14 protein-coding genes are annotated in these 15632 nt (G+C 59.6%); 11 read left to right on the forward strand and 3 right to left on the reverse strand.

Going from position 1 to position 15632, the window contains the following annotated elements:
* The first annotated feature begins 62 nt into the window (after nt 1-62).
* The 3 genes from hisC to ACR3FB_RS03680 are packed head-to-tail and all read left to right on the forward strand — an operon-like array spanning nt 63 to nt 2910.
* Nucleotides 63-1148 carry a histidinol-phosphate transaminase gene (gene hisC / locus ACR3FB_RS03670; RefSeq protein ID WP_480564225.1) on the forward strand — a complete coding sequence of 362 codons (1086 nt, stop codon included), beginning with the start codon at nt 63-65 and terminating at the stop codon, nt 1146-1148.
* Nucleotides 1145-2065 (forward strand): prephenate/arogenate dehydrogenase family protein, encoded by a 921-nt coding sequence (locus ACR3FB_RS03675; RefSeq protein ID WP_480564228.1) that lies wholly within the window; start codon nt 1145-1147, stop codon nt 2063-2065. The genes hisC and ACR3FB_RS03675 overlap by 4 nt, the downstream gene beginning before the upstream one ends.
* On the forward strand, nt 2062-2910 hold the full coding sequence (locus tag ACR3FB_RS03680) for an extensin-like domain-containing protein (RefSeq protein WP_480564231.1): 849 nt from the start codon (nt 2062-2064) through the stop codon (nt 2908-2910). Before ACR3FB_RS03675 ends, ACR3FB_RS03680 begins: the two co-directional genes overlap by 4 nt.
* Here the strand turns inward: ACR3FB_RS03680 and ACR3FB_RS03685 are convergent.
* Complete coding sequence (locus ACR3FB_RS03685) at nt 2907-3914, reverse strand: DUF2125 domain-containing protein (protein ID WP_480564234.1); 1008 nt, start codon at nt 3912-3914, stop codon at nt 2907-2909. The two genes, ACR3FB_RS03680 and ACR3FB_RS03685, sit on opposite strands and share 4 nt — an antisense overlap.
* A gap of 61 nt (nt 3915-3975) precedes the next feature.
* Between ACR3FB_RS03685 and ACR3FB_RS03690 the strand changes: the two genes are divergently transcribed.
* The 4 genes from ACR3FB_RS03690 to ACR3FB_RS03705 all read left to right on the forward strand — a co-directional run bounded on the left by ACR3FB_RS03690 (nt 3976) and on the right by ACR3FB_RS03705 (nt 8189).
* Nucleotides 3976-4506 carry a gamma-glutamylcyclotransferase gene (locus ACR3FB_RS03690; protein WP_170767406.1) on the forward strand — a complete coding sequence of 177 codons (531 nt, stop codon included), beginning with the start codon at nt 3976-3978 and terminating at the stop codon, nt 4504-4506.
* A 68-nt stretch (nt 4507-4574) separates the two neighbouring features.
* Nucleotides 4575-5753: a biopolymer transporter ExbB gene (locus ACR3FB_RS03695; protein ID WP_480564237.1), complete on the forward strand. Its 1179-nt coding sequence runs from the start codon at nt 4575-4577 to the stop codon at nt 5751-5753.
* Between the two features lie 3 nt (nt 5754-5756).
* Entirely contained in the window at nt 5757-7436 is a 1680-nt protein-coding gene (locus tag ACR3FB_RS03700; RefSeq protein WP_480564240.1) for a peptidoglycan -binding protein, read from the forward strand.
* Between the two features lie 111 nt (nt 7437-7547).
* Nucleotides 7548-8189 carry a phosphotransferase gene (locus ACR3FB_RS03705; RefSeq protein ID WP_480564243.1) on the forward strand — a complete coding sequence of 214 codons (642 nt, stop codon included), beginning with the start codon at nt 7548-7550 and terminating at the stop codon, nt 8187-8189.
* 83 nt (nt 8190-8272) lie between these two features.
* Here ACR3FB_RS03705 and clpA read toward each other — a convergent pair whose 3' ends face one another.
* Together clpA and gloB are read right to left on the reverse strand one after the other, a co-directional pair.
* The gene (clpA, locus tag ACR3FB_RS03710; protein WP_170460457.1) at nt 8273-10597 is read right to left on the reverse strand and encodes an ATP-dependent Clp protease ATP-binding subunit ClpA; all 2325 of its coding nucleotides are present in this window, start codon (nt 10595-10597) and stop codon (nt 8273-8275) included.
* Nucleotides 10598-10771: 174 nt separating this feature from the next.
* Complete coding sequence (gene gloB, locus ACR3FB_RS03715; RefSeq protein ID WP_480564245.1) at nt 10772-11539, reverse strand: hydroxyacylglutathione hydrolase; 768 nt, start codon at nt 11537-11539, stop codon at nt 10772-10774.
* A 62-nt stretch (nt 11540-11601) separates the two neighbouring features.
* Here gloB and ACR3FB_RS03720 point away from each other — a divergent pair, with 62 nt between their 5' ends.
* The 4 genes from ACR3FB_RS03720 (at nt 11602) to ACR3FB_RS03735 (ending at nt 15627) form a co-directional block, all read left to right on the forward strand.
* On the forward strand, nt 11602-12336 hold the full coding sequence (locus ACR3FB_RS03720; protein WP_170722335.1) for a class I SAM-dependent methyltransferase: 735 nt from the start codon (nt 11602-11604) through the stop codon (nt 12334-12336).
* Nucleotides 12337-12636: 300 nt separating this feature from the next.
* On the forward strand, nt 12637-13197 hold the full coding sequence (locus tag ACR3FB_RS03725) for a F0F1 ATP synthase subunit delta (protein WP_170374616.1): 561 nt from the start codon (nt 12637-12639) through the stop codon (nt 13195-13197).
* On the forward strand, nt 13198-14736 hold the full coding sequence (atpA, locus tag ACR3FB_RS03730; RefSeq protein ID WP_170374618.1) for a F0F1 ATP synthase subunit alpha: 1539 nt from the start codon (nt 13198-13200) through the stop codon (nt 14734-14736).
* A gap of 12 nt (nt 14737-14748) precedes the next feature.
* Nucleotides 14749-15627, forward strand: a complete 879-nt coding sequence (locus ACR3FB_RS03735) for a F0F1 ATP synthase subunit gamma (protein ID WP_170374620.1) — start codon at nt 14749-14751, stop codon at nt 15625-15627.
* Nucleotides 15628-15632 lie beyond the last annotated feature (5 nt).

Here is a 15632-nt window from a genome sequence, read left to right on the forward strand (position 1 = left end):
GAATTGCTGCTTTTCTGAAAGCGTTGAGACAGGTATGAGAGGCCCAATAAACGGAGCCTCTCATGACCAAGATTACCCCTCAACCCGGCATTATGGACATTGCGCTGTATCAAGGCGGCCAGTCGCATGTGGCGGGTGTTGAGCATGTGATCAAGCTGAGCTCCAACGAAAACCCGTTTGGCCCTAGCCCCAAAGCGATTGAGGCGGTGCGCGACAGCGCCGCCACCTTGCATCGCTATCCCAGCACCGACCACGCCAGCCTGCGCAATGCGGTGGGCGCGCGTCACGGTCTGGACCCGGCGCGGATCATATGCGGTGTGGGCAGTGACGAAGTGCTGCAATTCATCGCTCAGGCCTATGCAGGGCCGGGGGATGAGGTGGTTTATACGGAACATGGGTTTTCCATGTATCCGATCATTGCTCGGATGGCGGGGGCCACGCCGGTCATGGTGGCCGAGCGCGACCGCAAGGTCGATGTGGATGCCATTTTAGCAGCCATAACAGCGCAGACGCGGATCGTGTTTGTCACCAACCCCGGCAATCCGACCTCAACCATGATCTCGCAACAGGAACTGGAGCGTTTGGCGCAAGGTCTGCCGGATAGCTGCCTGGTGGTTATCGACGGGGCCTATGCCGAGTTTGTAGACGGGTTCGATGGCGGTGCGTCTCTGGTCGATGCCCATGAGAACGTGATCATGACCCGGACCTTTTCAAAGGTTTATGGGCTGGGCGGAATGCGCGTGGGCTGGGGGTATGCGCATCAGTCGATCATCGACGTGCTGAACCGGGTGCGCCAACCGTTCAACCTGTCTTTGACTGCGCTGGCTGCGGCCGAAGCGGCCGTGAATGATGTCGAATTCCTGTCCTTCTGTCAGGCTGAAAACGCGCGCCTGAGGGTATGGTTGTCGGATGAGCTGGCCAAGATTGGCGTCCCGTCGGATCCGTCTTTCACCAACTTCATCCTTGCGCGTTTTGCCGATCAGGCCGAGGCAGAGGCCTGCGATGACTACCTAAAATCGCAGGGTTTGATTGTGCGGCGCGTTGCGGGCTACAACCTGCCAAACGCGCTGCGGATCACCGTGGGCGATGAGGAAGCCTGCCGCCGTGTCGTCGCGGCCATCACCGCATTCAAAGAGGGCGCAGCATGAGCCAGATTTACGACCGTGTTGCGCTGATCGGGCTGGGTCTGATCGCCTCCTCCATGTTCTGGGCCATCAAACGCGCAGGTCTGGCTGGTGAAGTCACCGGCTATGCACGCTCTGAGGCTACCCGCGACACAGCCCGCAGGATCGGCTTGTGTGATCGGGTCTGCGACACCGCGCAAGAGGCGGTCGAGGGCGCGGATCTGGTCGTCCTCTGCGTTCCGGTTGGCGCGATGGGCGTGGTCGCACAGGACATCGCCCCAATGCTGAAGCCGGGGGCAACGGTGACGGATGTTGGATCGGTCAAACGCAGCGTGATCGAGGCCGTTTCGCCTCATATCCCTGAAGGCGTCCATTTCATCCCTGCGCACCCTTTGGCCGGGACCGAGCATTCGGGGCCTGAGGCCGGGTTCGCCGAGCTTTTTGACAATCGCTGGTGTCTGCTGGTGCCGGTCGAAGGATCGGACCCCGAGGCCACCGCCCAGTTGCGGGCCTTGTGGGAAGGCATGGGGGCCAATGTCGATGAGATGGACGCGGACCATCATGATTTGGTTCTAGCCGTGACCTCTCATGCGCCGCACCTGATTGCCTATACGATGGTCGGTGTTGCCGACGACCTACGCCGTGTGACCGATAGCGAGGTCATCAAGTACTCGGCTGCCGGCTTTCGGGATTTCACCCGCATCGCGGCCTCGGACCCAACCATGTGGCGCGACGTGTTCCTGACCAACAAGGACGCGACGCTTGAGATTCTAGGCCGTTTCACCGAAGAGCTCTTCGCCCTGCAGCGTGCGATCCGCACCGGGGACGGAGAGCATCTTTTCGACTATTTCACCCGCACCCGCGCGATCCGGCGTGGGATTATTGATGCGGGTCAGGATACCGATGCGCCGGACTTTGGCCGGGGAAAGGCAGGGTCATGAGACAGGTTTTGCGATACGCGTTTGTTGCCGTGCTTTGGGCCACATCCACCCAAGCCGCCGCGCCCGATCAATCGCTTTATCCAGTTGCGCGCCCCGACGCAGCAGTCGAAACTGCTGGCATCGTCGCGATCTCCAGCCGGGCAGCAACGCCTTTGACCATACCGAACCTGCGCCCCGAAACACGACCCGAGTCGCCTCAGCTTATCGCTGTAGCAGCGCGCCCGGCGGATTTGCCGCTGCTGGGGCCTGATACCTCTTTAATGCCCTATCTCAGACCCAAATCGCTTGAGCAGGAGGTGCTGTTCAAGAAGCGCAAGCTGCGCAAGGGGTCGGTCTGCGGTGATATCGCGATACAGGGCAAGCCTGTCGGGCGCGTCTCCAGCAAAACCAAGGCCTGCGGGGTCAAGGATGCGGTTCAGATCACCTCGGTCTCGGGAGTGACGCTGAGCCGGGCCTCGACGATGGATTGCGGCACGGCCATCGCGTTGAACAAATGGGTCGACAAAACCGTCAAACCGACGTTCAAGCGTCGTGGTCCTGTGGTCCAGCTGCAAGTTGCTGCGCACTATGCCTGCCGGACGCGCAACAACCAAAAAGGCGCGCGAGTCTCTGAGCATGGCAAGGGCCGCGCCATAGACATCTCCGGCTTTGTCATGGCGGATGGAGAGGTCGTAACCGTCCTGAAAGGATGGCGCAAGAATCCCTCGCAAAAGCAACTCAAGAAGATATGGCGAGGGGCCTGCGGGCCGTTTGGCACCGTGTTGGGACCCAATTCAGACAGGTATCATCGAGACCATTTTCATCTGGATACGGCGCGGTATCGCAAGGGCTCCTACTGCCGCTAGCGCAGGATAAGACGTGGGGCCGGGCCAAGAGGGAGCGGCCCCAGAGCCACGAACCCGTCACGGAAATTTAGTTGCAGGTCCAGTGCGTTCGGGTTGCCGCCCAGTCCGGCCAGAAAGTTGAGCGCGCGGGTCACCGGGTCAACGGCTTGATCGGGCAGGGCACCGGCGGCATTCGCCATTGCGATCATGTCACGCCAATTCTCGGCTTTGATTGCAATCTCTCCGGTCGGGATGCCCTGCGAGTCTACGTCCAACTCACCGGCTGCAAACAGGCGTAACTCGCCCCATTTGACCTCGGCCAGATTCAGATCAATGGCGACGGGCTGAGGGCGGCTGTCCTCTAGCGCGGTCCGGTCCCAAGGCTTGTCGAACGTGGTCAGCATATCCAACTGCAACGTCTCGAACCGCTGGGGGAGCGAGGTCGCCGATTGCATCAGCGCACGCAAATCCTCACCGGGGGTAAATCCGTCAATTTGCGCCGTGATGGCATAGGCTTCGGGCGCAGTGGTCTGCTCCATGATGACGCTGAGGGTACCACCGTCTGCCAGCGCCTCATTGTCTTCGCTGATCAGCCATGGACCAGCGGTTAGTGCCATCTTCTCAAGCACCAATGCGACACCGGGTTGTAGTTCCAACTCGGCTTGCAAAGCCTTGGCCTCGATCGTCGCGGTCTGGTCGAAATAGGATAGGCGCTGAGGCGTATCGGCAAAGCTGAGGGTTTGACGACCGGGCCAGATTGCGGGGCTTTGAAACTCGATCCAATCGGCGCTCCAGGCGGTGCCGTTGACTGGATCGGCCAGCGCCGGGTTGTTTAAGCGGGTGGTGTGATGTGTCGGGTAGCCCGCCGTTTCAACGCCTGAGAATTCGGCTTGCCAGCCGCGCGCCTGCTGGGCATCGAACCAGCTGGTGATCGCATTGCGCAGACCATAGCCCGCGATGAACCAATAGGCGCTCCATGCGATGGCGATAAAAATGAACACTCGTATCAGACGACGCATGAGCATTGGCCCTTTTTCCTGCCTCGGATTTGATGTTTATAGGCCCAAACGGGCAAGGACCAGAGCAATGACGATGTGGGTTTTCGGATATGGATCGCTACTGTGGAACCCGGGCTTTCCCGTGGCGCGCAGCGAGCTTGCCATGCTGCACGGATATGCGCGCTCTTTCTGCATGAGTTCGATCCACCATCGCGGCACCGAGGATCACCCCGGCCTTGTGCTGGCTTTGGACGAACAGCCTGAGGCGCATTGCAAAGGTTTGGCGCTGGCCGTGGAGGCTGGGCATGAGGATCGCACCCTGCAAGAACTGCGAGAGCGCGAGTTGATCTCATCGGCCTATGTCGAAAAGATGCTGGACGTGCATCTAGACAACGGTGAGGTTGTAAACGCCGTGACCTATGTAATTGATGCCGATCACGTCCAGTACTGCGGCGGCATGCCTTTGGAAGAGCAGGCTCAGATCATCGCCCACGCCGTCGGCGGGCGCGGTCCAAACACAGAATATCTGTATAACACCACCGAGCATCTGGCCGAGATCGGCCTTCACGATCCCGATCTTGAGTGGTTGTCGCAACGGGTGCGCAGCATCACCGCATAAACCCTTGGCGTCATCGGCGTCTTTTCGCTAGATTCAGGCCAGAGCAGGCAGAACCAGGAATAACGCGCATGGCGCAGGCACAACAGGGCGCGAGACCGCATTTCTCGCAACCGATCAGGCAGATTCTTCTGATGCTGATCGCAATCGGCCTGTCGGGCCTCGGGGTGTTTCTGGCGCTGCCCTACGTGCTGCCGGTCTTCTTTGCCAATCCCTATCTGAACGGCTTCATCCTGCTGGTGTTCATCATCGGTGTCTTCGCCTGTTTCTATCAGGTCGCGCAGCTGATCGGCTCGGTCCGCTGGATCGAGGCTTTTGTGGGCGGCGTGGTGCATGAGGATGCGCGCACCCCTCAATTGCTTGCGCCATTGGCCTCTCTGCTGCGCGAACGCGGTGCGCGGTCGCAGATCAGTTCAACCTCGACCCGGTCCATTCTGGATTCGGTTGCGGAACGGGTTGAAGAAGAGCGTGAGATCACGCGCTACATCACCAACGTTCTGATCTATCTAGGCCTCTTGGGCACGTTCTTTGGCCTCGCTACCACGGTGCCCGCAATTGTCGACACCATCCGCAGCCTGAACCCGCAAGAAGGGGAAGAGGGGCTGGCCGTCTTCAACCGTTTGATGACGGGCCTCGAGGCGCAGCTGCAGGGGATGGGCGTTGCGTTTGGCTCCTCCTTGCTGGGCCTTGCCGGGTCATTGATTGTGGGCTTGTTGGAGGTCTTCGCCGGCCACGGACAGAACCGTTTCTACCGCGAGCTTGAGGAATGGCTGTCGGGCATCACCCGGGTCGGATTCGCCACAGGCGAGGACGGTGGGGCTGAGGTCGCCGTTCTGGCGCCCGTTCTGGACGCAATGTCGGATCAAATGAACGCGCTACAGGATCTGTTCTCGGCTCAGGAGGAAGAGCGGGCCGACGTGTCCAACAAGCTTGGTCAATTGGTCACTGTCATCGGGCAGATGAACCAGCGTCAGGCGGACAACGAAGGCGTTGCCGCCGCGTTGGAGCGTGTTGCTTTGGGGCAGGACGCCTTGCTGGATCACATGCGCGAACACGGGGCGGGCGAGGGCATCGATGCAGAAAGTCGGATGCGCCTGCGGTCGATGGATGTTCAGTTGCTGCGCATCCTCGAAGAGATCTCCGCCGGTCGTCAGGACAGCATGAACGAATTCCGCAAGGATATCGAACTGCTAGTGAAGGCTCTGACCCTGCCACGCGGCGCGGTTCGAACCACGCACGAGGGGGAATAACCCATGGCCCTCTCCCGCCGCACCGGTCAACGGTTCCAGGGCTCGGTCTGGCCCGGTTTCGTCGATGCGATGACGGGTCTGTTGATGGTTTTGACCTTCGTACTGACCATCTTCATGGTCATCCAATTCGTGCTACGTGAAACGATCTCGGGTCAGGAGGATGAGCTGACGACCCTTGCGGATGAGGTTGCCGCACTGGCTGGTGCTTTAGGGTTGGAAGAGCGTGAGAATAGCCGTCTGCAAGCGCGGTTGGGGGCCTTGAATGCCACACTGACCGAAACGGAAGATAGTCTGGCTGAGGCGCAAAGCCAGATCACTGGGTTCGAGGCTCAGGTCGCGGCGCTGTTGGCTGATCAGGCGCGGGCGCAAGACGCGATAGCTGCGCTTGAGACGCAACGGGCGGATCTTTTGGGCGAACGCGACAGTCTGAATCAGGCCTTGGCGCAAAGCCGCGAAGAAATTGACGCGCAAGCCGAAGCCGCCCGCCTCGCTGCAGCCCGCCGTGAGGCTTTGGAGGCTTTGGTCGCTGATCTGGAACAAAGCGGCGAAGAACGCGCGGCACAGATCGCTCAACTCGAAGATCAGCTAAGTGCGGAAGAGGCTGGCAGGCTGGCGGAGGCCGCCGCTGCCGAAGCGCTGAGGGATCGCCTTCAGAACGCCGATGCGGAACTGACCGCCATGACCCTTGCGCTAGAGGCGCAGCGCAAAGAGGCAGAGGATACCCTGACCCTTTTGGCTGCTGCGAATGCTGCCCGCGCAGAACTGGAACGACAGTTTGGCGAGTTGAATGCGGAAGAGCTGGAAGCCCAGTTGGAGGCCGCTCTGGCAGCGCAGGCCGAGGCGCAGGAAGATGCAGCATCCCAGCGTTCCCTGGCCGAACAGCGCGATGCATTGCTGGCCGTGGCCCGCGAGACGCTTTCGGCTGAACAAGCGGTTTCCGAAAAGGCGCAGCGCGAGGCCGCTTTATTGAACCAGCAGATCGCAGCATTGCGCGGACAATTGGGATCGCTGCAGGCTCTGCTGGATGACTATGAGGACCGCAATACGGCCGCCGAAATTCAGATACAATCTCTTGGGCAAGACCTGAACGCGGCTCTGGCCCGCGCTGCATCCGAGGAACGCCGCCGCCGCCTGCTGGAAGAGGCCGAGCGTCAACGCCTTGAGGCTGAAGCTGAAGCACTGGCCGGACAGAATGAGGAACTCGCGGCGCAGGCCGAGGATTTGCAACGCTATCGGTCGGAATTCTTTGGCCGCCTGCGCGATGTTCTGGGCGATCAAGATGGCGTGCGGATCGAAGGCGACCGTTTCGTGTTCTCTTCTGAGGTTCTGTTCGCCACAGGCTCTGCCGTGTTGTCGCTGGAAGGTCGGCAGGAGGTCGCCAAGGTCGCTGAAATCCTCCGCACAGTTGCTGCCGAAATCCCAGAAGGTCTGAACTGGGTGATCCGGGTGGATGGCCACACCGACAATGTGCCCTTGGCTGGCTCGGGTCGGTATCGCGACAATTGGGAACTGAGCCAGGGGCGGGCGCTCTCCGTCGTGCGCTATATGGTCGAAGCGCTGGGTATTCCGCCCAATCGCCTGGCCGCCAACGGGTTTGGAGAGTTCCAGCCGGTCAACCCGGAAGACACGCCCGAGGCGCGGGCACAGAACCGGCGGATTGAATTGAAACTGACCGAGCGCTAAGCCCCTCGCGTGGCGAAAAACCGCCTTTCCAACCCGGTTTTGCCCCCTGCAACCGATGAAACGCACCCGTCTCAAACCTAGATTACTGTCATAGGTTGAGAGGAGACGCTCGTGGCCCATAGTGTAGCAGACCTGTACCAAACGGTTGAAACGGTTTTGCGAGCTTCATACCGACGGGTGGTGTTGTGCCAGACCGCGGGCGGAGACAGGTTCTGGCTCAAACGGGTTGAGCGCTTTGCCCTCCATCTTTGGCTGGTCAAAGGTTGCCCTCAGGCGGCGTTTGCCAGGGATCGAGCGTCGCATCGCTATTTGTGGAACAAGGGCGTGCCAGTTCCCCGCATCTTGGCCGAGGGTTCCGATTTCATAGTTGTGGAGGTTGCGGGTCTCAGCCTGACCCGATTTTGCGGGGATCATTCCCTTGAACTTGTCAGCAAACAAACGGCCTGCCGCGCGGCAGGAAGGGCTTTGGCGCGGCTTCATGCGTTAGATCTTGCCCATGGCCGCCCCGCCTTTCGCGATATGTGCTGGGACGGGCAGCAGATCAGGTTCATTGATTTCGAATACTTTAAGCCAACCAAAGCGGGGAGGCTTCGCAAAGCCCGCGATCTCAGCATCGCAGTGCTGTCGGCCTTGTCTCAAGGTCACCTAGGCCTGCGCTATGCGTCCAGCCTGCTATTCGGCTATTGGGCGGTTCGGAGCAAATGGGTCGTCGCCAATACTGCTCCAGCGCGTCAGATCCACACTGGGCTGTGACAAACGGACTTTGACCACTAGGGTTTTCGAAATGAAAAAACCCGCCAAACACTGGCGGGTTTTTCTGTTGCAATGACCTGAGATCAATCCGCGGTCAAAAGCGGAGGCTTGTTGCCTGGAATGCGCGGCTGATCGGGGCCGAGGATATCCAAGTGCAGATCGCCTTTCTTGACCGAAACTCGAACAACACCGCCCTTGGCGAGTTTGCCAAACAGCAACTCTTCGGCCAGAGGCTTCTTGATGTGTTCCTGTATCACGCGGCCCAGAGGGCGCGCGCCCATCTTGTCGTCATAGCCTTTGTCGGCCAGCCATGCAGCGGCCTTGGGCGTCAGGTCGATGGTCACGCCGCGATCCAGCAGTTGCGCCTCAAGCTGCAGAACGAACTTCTCGACCACCTGCAGGATAACCTCTTTCGGCAGCGGCGCGAAGGAGATCACCGCGTCCAAACGGTTGCGGAATTCCGGCGTGAACGTCCGCTCGATTGCGGCGGTGTCTTCGCCCTCGCGACGGTCGCGGCCAAAGCCGATGGCAGCCTTTGCCTGTTCCTGCGCGCCCGCGTTTGAGGTCATAATCAGGACCACGTTGCGGAAGTTCACCGTGCGGCCATTGTGATCGGTCAGCTCGCCATGGTCCATGACCTGCAGCAGGATGTTGAACACATCCGGGTGCGCTTTTTCGATCTCATCCAACAGCAAGACGCAGTGAGGATGCTGGTCGACGCCATCGGTCAACAGACCGCCCTGATCAAACCCTACATAGCCCGGAGGCGCACCGATCAGACGGCTGACCGCGTGTTTCTCCATATACTCCGACATGTCAAAGCGCAGCAGTTCCACGCCCAGATTGTCGGCCAGCTGTTTCGCTACCTCGGTCTTACCCACACCGGTCGGACCGGCAAATAGGTAGTTGCCGATGGGCTTTTCAGGCTCCCTCAGCCCGGCGCGCGCCAGTTTAATCGCGCTGGCCAAGGCCACAATGGCGTCGTCCTGCCCGAAGACCACCCGCTTGAGCGAGGCTTCGAGGTCCTTCAGAACCACCGCGTCGTCCTTGGTGACGTTCTTTGGCGGGATACGAGCAATCTTGGCAACGACAGCCTCAATCTCCTTCACACCAATTGTCTTGCGGCGCTTGCTTTCGGCCAGCAAATGCTGCGCGGCACCGGCCTCGTCAATGACGTCAATCGCCTTGTCCGGCAGTTTGCGGTCGTTGATATAGCGCGCCGACAGTTCCACAGCGGTTTTGATCGCATCCGCAGTGTATTTGATGGCGTGGTGCTCTTCGAAGTACGGCTTCAGACCGCGCAGGATTTTCACGCTGTCTTCGACCGAAGGCTCGTTCACGTCGATTTTCTGGAACCGGCGGCTCAGCGCGCGGTCTTTTTCGAAATGCTGGCGGAATTCCTTGTATGTGGTCGATCCCATGGTGCGAAGCTTGCCCCCCTGAAGCGCAGGCTTCAGCAGGTTAGAGGCGTCCATGGCCCCGCCCGAGGTTGCGCCAGCACCGATCACGGTGTGGATTTCGTCGATGAACAGCACCGCATCCGGGTGATCTTCCAACTCGGTCACGACCGCTTTCAAACGCTCTTCGAAATCGCCGCGATAGCGGGTTCCGGCCAGCAGAGCGCCCATGTCGAGCGAGTAAATGGTGGTGTTCGACAGAACATCCGGGGCTTCGCCGGCCACGATCTTATGCGCCAAGCCTTCGGCAATCGCCGTCTTGCCCACGCCGGGGTCGCCTACCAACAGTGGGTTGTTCTTGCGGCGGCGGCATAGCACCTGAATGCAGCGCTCGACTTCATCGGCGCGACCGATCAGCGGGTCCACATCGCCTGCGCGCGATTTGGCGTTCAGATCGACGCAATATTTGCCCAAGGCGCTTTCTTTTTGATCTTCGTCGCTGGCGGTGGCCTGCACCTCGTCCTCGACCTGATCCGCGCCCGAGACCGAGCGGCTTTCACCATAGGCCGGGTCTTTCGCGACGCCGTGCGCGATGAAATTGACCGCGTCGTAACGGGTCATGTCCTGCTCTTGCAGGAAGTAAGCAGCGTTGCTTTCGCGTTCGGCGAAGATGGCGACCAGTACGTTGGCGCCTGTAACCTCGGTCCGGCCCGAGCTTTGCACGTGAATGGCCGCGCGCTGGATGACGCGCTGGAATGCTGCCGTTGGTACGGCCTCGGACCCGTCGATATCGGTGACGAGGTTTGACAGATCCTCATCAATGAATTCGACCAATGTACTGCGCAATTCGTCCAGATCGACGCTGCAGGCTTTCATGACCCGGATTGCGTCAGGCTCTTCCAAAAGCGCCAGTAGTAGATGCTCTAACGTAGCAAACTCATGTCGCCGTTCATTCGCCGCTGCCAGAGCTGCGTGAATGGCTTGTTCCAAAGTGCTCGAGAATGAAGGCACGCGGGTGCTCCTCTGTCTTGGGTCAGAAGGGGGCAGGCTTGCGGCCGGATCCCCATCCCAACCATGTCCTCATACTATTAGAGTTTGGTTGATCGACGCCCGGCTTCAAGGGTTTTCTTTCACTTGACAGTCACATTTGTTGTGAGAGTGGCCGTGAGGATGGTCAAATAGGCATCAGAAATTGTCTTTTCTACCCCTGATCTCGGCAAAAACAGCAACTGGGTCCGCGCCTTCCATGCCCAAATGGGCTAGAATCGCCGGATCTTCGGCTCGAAGGAACGGGTTGGTTGCTTTTTCCAGACCCAGTTTCGAGGGCACCGTGGGCTGCCTCGAGGCGCGCGCGCGGTCGATTTCGACGACGCGCTGTTGTAGCGCCGTGTTGGTTGGGTCGACAGTGACGGCGAATTTGGCGTTAGACTGGGTGTACTCGTGGCCCGAACAGACCAGCGTGTCATCCGGCAGCGCCGCAAGCTTGCTGAGTGATCGCCACATCTGCTCTGGCGTGCCTTCGAATAAGCGCCCGCATCCCAGCGCCATCAGGCTATCCGCAGTGAAGACAGCGGCACTTTGCGGCATGTAATAGGCGACGTGACCCAAAGTGTGCCCCGAGACATCCATTACCTGAACTGGCTCACCTGCGATCTCAAAGTTCTCACCGTCGCTGACTTGTTGGTCGAGCGGGGGCAGGCGGTGTGCATCAGCTGCTGCTCCGATCACCTTGGCCGGGTGTTTTTCAAGAATTCCGGGCAGCCCATCGACGTGATCCCAGTGGTGATGGGTCAGCAAGACATGGCTGAGGGCCCAGCCGCGCGCCTCCAACTCGGTCAGGATGGGCCCGGCTTCGGGTGCGTCGATCAGCGCGGTCGCGCCGCTCTGGGCATCATGCGCAAGAAACGCGTAATTATCGCTGAGACATGGGATGGTTACGATCTCAAGAGGCATGGCCTTTTGCCCTTTCGTTGCTAGACTGCGCCTCAGCTAAGCCGATTGACCGGGTGTCCGCAATGCATCTTGATGTGCAGGATCTGAGGAATTTCTACTATCGCAGCACGCTGGGCCGTGCGGCGCAGGCTGCGATTCGTGGTCGGCTGATCGACCTCTGGCCCGAGGCGAAGGGCCAGACGGTGGCCGGATTTGGCTTTGCGGTCCCTCTTCTGCGGCCCTACCTCGCCGACGCGCGGCGGGTTATCGGATTGATGCCGGGTCCTCAGGGGGTGATGCCCTGGCCTGCCGGGATGCCCAATGTCTCGGTCCTGACCGAAGAGACGCTTTGGCCGATTGAGACGGGCCACGTGGACAAGCTGGTGGTGATGCACGGGCTTGAGACCTCGGAACAGCCCAGCAAGGTGCTTGAGGAATGCTGGCGCGTGTTGGGGCCGGGGGGCAGAGCGCTTTTTGTAGTGCCGAACCGGGCGGGGCTGTGGTCGCGGTCCGACCGGACACCGTTCGGATTTGGTCACCCATATTCGGCCACGCAACTCGAGAACCTCCTGCGCAGCCATCATTTCGTGCCTGAAAACCACTGTTCGGCGCTGTATCTTCCGCCCTCGTTCCGGCGGTTTTGGCTAAAATCGGGTAGCCTGATCGAAAAAACCGGCCAGCGCATTCCCACCGTAATGGCCGGAGGCGTGCTGATGGTTGAGGTCAGCAAGCTGATCCGCCCGCCAAGCGGTACGGTCACCAAAGACAAGGTGAAACGTCCGATCAAAGCGCTGGACGGTTTGCTGAAGCCGGCGTGACGATTCCGCACAGTCATCGGGAAAAAATGCGGGAAAAAGGTCACAGGAATCGCAAAAACCTGCAAATCAGTAACATTTTTCAACTGCGCCAAGGGGTCCAAACGGTCGCACTTGGGTTAAGCTTATGAAAACTAACGATTTGTGGATAATTCAGTTACCGCTATCGCGTATTGCTTGGTGGAAGCACCTCTGATACATCCCCGGTGATTTTGATCCCCGCCCTTCAAGGACGGGGTATCTTCACGCCCCCGGGTTGGCTGCGCGCGCGGTTTTCGGGGCCTAAGTATCGGAAGGGTGGACGTGTCCGAACCAGCTTCGATTTCCACAGGCATCGCCGAGCGCTATGCCACCGCGATTTTCGAGATCGCAAAAGAGAACAAAGACCTTGCAGGTCTGGAATCCGGCATCAATGATCTTGCGGCTGCACTGGGCGAAAGCGCCGATCTGCGCGACCTGATCGCATCTCCGCTGGTTTCCCGCGCCGAACAGGAAAACGCCATTGCCGCTGTTGCTGACAAGATGGGCCTGAACGCCATCCTGCGCAATACGCTGGGTCTAATGGCGCAGAAGCGTCGCCTGTTTGTGGTGCCGCAGCTGGTGCAGGTCCTGCGCGACATGCTTGCCGAAGAGCGCGGCGAAGTAACCGCCGATGTCGCCTCGGCCAAGGCACTGACCAAGACGCAAATGGAAAAACTGTCCAAAACGCTGTCCGAGCGTGTGGGCAAGACCGTGACAATCAATGCGACCGTGGATGAAAGCCTCATCGGCGGTCTTGTCGTTAAAGTGGGCTCGAAAATGATCGATAGCTCGATCCGTTCGAAGCTGAACTCCCTACAGAATGCAATGAAAGAGGTCGGATAAATGGGAATCCAAGCTGCAGAGATTTCTGCAATCCTGAAGGACCAGATCAAGAATTTTGGTCAGGAAGCCGAAGTGGCCGAAATCGGCCGCGTGCTGAGCGTCGGTGACGGGATTGCCCGTGTATACGGCCTGGACAACGTGCAAGCCGGTGAGATGGTCGAATTCCCCGGTGGCATCATGGGCATGGCCCTGAACCTGGAAAGCGACAACGTCGGTGTCGTTATCTTCGGTTCTGACCGTGACATCAAAGAAGGTGACACCGTCAAGCGCACCAACTCGATCGTGGACGTTCCGATCGGTGACGAGCTGCTGGGCCGCGTTGTAGACGGTCTGGGCAACCCGCTGGACGGCAAAGGCCCGATCAACGCAACCAAGCGTGGCGTTGCAGACGTCAAAGCCCCGGGCATCATCCCGCGTAAATCGGTGCACGAGCCGATGGCAACCGGCCTGAAATCGGTCGACGCGATGATCCCGATCGGCCGTGGCCAGCGTGAGCTGATCATTGGTGACCGTCAGACCGGTAAAACCGCCGTTGCTCTGGATACCATCCTGAACCAAAAAGTTTACAACGACGCAGCAGGCGACGACGAGTCGAAGAAACTGTACTGCGTCTACGTTGCGGTTGGTCAGAAGCGTTCGACTGTTGCCCAACTGGTGAAGAAACTGGAAGAGTCCGGCGCGATTGAATACTCGATCGTTGTTGCCGCGACCGCGTCCGATCCGGCGCCGATGCAGTTCCTGGCGCCCTACGCCGCGACCGCGATGGCCGAGTACTTCCGCGACAACGGCCGCCACGCGCTGATCATCTATGATGACCTGTCGAAACAGGCTGTGTCCTATCGTCAGATGTCCCTGCTGCTGCGCCGCCCGCCGGGCCGTGAAGCGTATCCGGGTGACGTTTTCTACCTCCACTCCCGTCTGCTGGAACGTTCGGCGAAGCTGAACGAAGATTTCGGAGCAGGCTCGCTGACCGCTCTGCCGGTTATCGAAACTCAGGGTGGTGACGTTTCGGCGTTTATTCCGACCAACGTGATTTCGATCACCGACGGTCAGATCTTCCTGGAAACCGAACTGTTCTACCAAGGTATCCGTCCTGCTGTGAACACCGGCCTGTCGGTTTCGCGTGTGGGCTCCTCGGCTCAGACCAACGCGATGAAATCGGTTGCTGGTCCGGTGAAACTGGAACTGGCTCAGTACCGCGAAATGGCTGCGTTTGCGCAGTTTGGTTCGGACCTCGACGCCGCAACTCAGCAGCTGCTGAACCGTGGTGCCCGTCTGACCGAGCTGATGAAACAGCCGCAGTACTCGCCGCTGACCAACGCGGAAATCGTCTGCGTCATCTTCGCAGGGACCAACGGTTACCTCGACAAAATCGACGTATCGGATGTTGGCCGCTATGAGGCCGGTCTGCTGGCGCATCTGCGCGGTAAGCATGCTGACCTGTTGACGTGGCTCACCGACGAAGATCCGAAGATCAAAGGTGAAGCGTCCGACAAGATCAAGGCAGCGATCGACGAATTTGCCGCGACCTTCGCATAAGAGGAGGTTCCGATGCCTAGTCTGAAGGACCTTAAAAACAGGATCGAGTCGGTCAAATCGACCCGCAAGATCACCAAGGCCATGCAGATGGTCGCGGCTGCAAAACTGCGCCGCGCCCAGGAATCTGCTGAAGCCTCGCGCCCCTATGCCGAGCGGTTCAATGCCGTGATGGCGGGGCTGGCGGCTTCGGTCGGGGGCAGCGACAGCGCCCCCAAACTGCTCCGTGGTACGGGCAGTGATGATGTCCATCTGCTGGTTGTGATGACAGCTGAACGCGGCCTGTGTGGCGGCTTCAACGCGAACATCGCCAAGCTTGCCCGCGCCAAAGCGGAAGAGCTGCGCGGCAAAGGCAAAACGGTCAAAGTTCTGACCGTTGGCAAAAAAGGCCGCGACGCGCTCAAGCGCGATCTTGGCGATTTGTTCGTAGGTCATGTCGACCTGAGCGAAGTTAAACGTATTGGCTACACCAATGCGCAAGACATCGCGAAGGACGTCCTGTCTCGCTTCGATGCGGGTGAGTTCGATGTTGCCACGATCTTCTACTCGAAGTTCGTCAACGTTGTGACCCAGATCCCGACGGCACAGCAGGTTATCCCCGCCTCGTTCGAAGACGAAGCGGCAGGTGACGACAGCGGTGCAATCTTCGACTACGAGCCCAGCGAAGAGGCCATTTTGGCTGACCTGCTGCCCAAGGGGGTTGCGACCGCGATCTTCTCGGCTCTGCTCGAAAACGGAGCGTCTGAACAGGGCGCACGGATGTCCGCGATGGACAACGCGACACGCAACGCGGGTGAGATGATCGACAAGCTGACGATCCAGTTCAACCGCTCGCGTCAGGCCGTGATCACCAACGAGCTGATTGAAATTATTTCCGGCGCCGAAGCGCTGTAAGAAAA

Source organism: Ruegeria sp. AO1, assembly GCF_056535985.1.